3 protein-coding genes are annotated in these 1769 nt (G+C 42.1%); 1 reads left to right on the forward strand and 2 read right to left on the reverse strand.

Features of this window, described 5'->3' with window-relative positions; translation table 11 throughout:
* Together JMF85_RS28740 and JMF85_RS28745 are read right to left on the reverse strand one after the other, a co-directional pair.
* On the reverse strand, positions 1–101 hold a 101-nt coding region (locus JMF85_RS28740), incomplete at its 3' end, for an IS3 family transposase (protein ID WP_397376016.1).
* A gap of 146 nt (positions 102–247) precedes the next feature.
* On the reverse strand, positions 248–544 hold the full coding sequence (locus JMF85_RS28745; RefSeq protein ID WP_397376015.1) for a transposase: 297 nt from the start codon (positions 542–544) through the stop codon (positions 248–250).
* 61 nt (positions 545–605) lie between these two features.
* Here JMF85_RS28745 and JMF85_RS28805 point away from each other — a divergent pair, with 61 nt between their 5' ends.
* The gene (locus JMF85_RS28805; RefSeq protein WP_483874230.1) at positions 606–737 is read left to right on the forward strand and encodes a DUF7695 domain-containing protein; all 132 of its coding nucleotides are present in this window, start codon (positions 606–608) and stop codon (positions 735–737) included.
* Positions 738–1769 lie beyond the last annotated feature (1032 nt).

Below are 1769 nucleotides of genomic sequence, written 5' to 3' on the forward strand. Positions count from 1 at the left end.
TGCTTACGATTGATCTCGGAGCCCTGGTCCCGAAGAAAATTTGTCATGCGTCGGTAACCGAAGTAAGGGTGCTTCATATAGATCTCATCGATTCGATGCATGAGCTGCACATTCTCTTCGCTTTCTTGTTGCTCCTTGCTCGGACGGTATACGCTCGTTCTGTTTCACACTCAGCAGGTTTGCCTGAAGCTTCACTGTGATCTCGGTATGGTCGCGCTCTACCATCGCTTTCCGGGCTTCCAGCGGTTCATTTGAGGCCAGATTTTTTTTTTTTGAGCCAGTCAACCTCAACTGTGAGTTGGCCGACCAGCTTTTCTAGATGCTCTTGCTTGCTCTCGTACTCCTTTTTCAGTTTGTCGGCTTCACTGGTCTTCTTCTCGAACACCATGGAGGCACGCTCAAGGAATTCAGCCTTCCACCGGCTGATCATGACTGGGCTCAATTCATATTTGGCTGCGATCTCGTTGACGGTCTGCTCCTCTCGAAGGACCTCCAGGACGACCTTTGTCTTAAACTCTGAGGTATATCGGTTCCGTTTTTCCATAGCTTCATTATAACTTATTTTTCACTCCCCTGTGTCTCAACCTATGGGAGCATTATAGACGGTGCATGATTTTCAAACATGTAGATGTGGTAAAGTTTCAGTTGACGGTGGCTGTGATTACGCGAAACGCACTTCTCCCCAGGGAGTACAATCTGAATGGTATGAAGATCTATCTGAATGGGAGGAATCGTAGTGTAACTTTTAAGTTTGCATCCTCATAAGCTGCTATAAAAAGACATTCGCAATTAAATTTGCAAATGTCTTTTTTCATAATACGAACATAAATTTTCTGAGATATAGAGCCAACAGAGCTGCAGATCGATAACTCAATAATCGATGCTGCTAATATGAAATGCGAACGTGTATTCTCTGACACGTAGTAGACTAATTTTTTGCTAAATTATATGTCAGAAGTGAATTAGAAAGGAAGATGCACTTGAACTCACCCATTCAATTAACCCACGCATGGAATAAACAGTATTGGCCGACAGGAGGGACTGGACCACGATGGTATTTCTAAAACATCCAGTTATTGAGTTACATACTATACTAAAGTATTAAAGATATTCGAATTATAAAAGGATTCATACTCAGTCAGGTGAATATTCACCTTTAGGCAGATAAACGTTTTTTATTTGAACGAACACCGGCTCATCTCCTTTCGGAGGAGCCAACACCCCATGCGAGCACACTACGATGTAAGTAAATTATACCATACTTTGGTTTGTTGAAGCCGGAGCAGTGTTGAAATCGTGTGCGAATCCCAGGAGTAATGAGGTCACTACATTATGTAGTGGCCTTTTCCAGTATGGCCTGTTACCGCAATACCAAGCGGTAGCATATTTGCTAGCGTCAAAATGAGCTTACGAGAGTTTAATACCGTATTGCAGGGTGAACTAAAGGAAATCCTTGCCGCGGGTCCGTTGCAGACCTTTTGCGAGGCGATTATAAACAGGCGGATTACGGCAGTTTAGAAAGTACATTTGAACAACGTACTTAATGGAATGCAGGACTCGGTGAAAGTGTAATGCGCCAGCGCTTCCTTCGAAATCCAGAGAGATTTACTTCAAACAACATAAGAAAAAGTTTAATGCGCTGGTTAATCTGCCGTAAAAAAAGATTTACACAATTCGTCATACTTCGATATTTACAATATGTGGAATATAAGGGTAAGGTGTATATAACGAACTAAAAAGTATATAACACACAAAAAAATAGGAGGTAA

This window comes from Paenibacillus sp. EPM92 (assembly GCF_016586185.1).
Classification (GTDB): Bacteria; Bacillota; Bacilli; order Paenibacillales; family NBRC-103111; genus Paenibacillus_G; species Paenibacillus_G validus.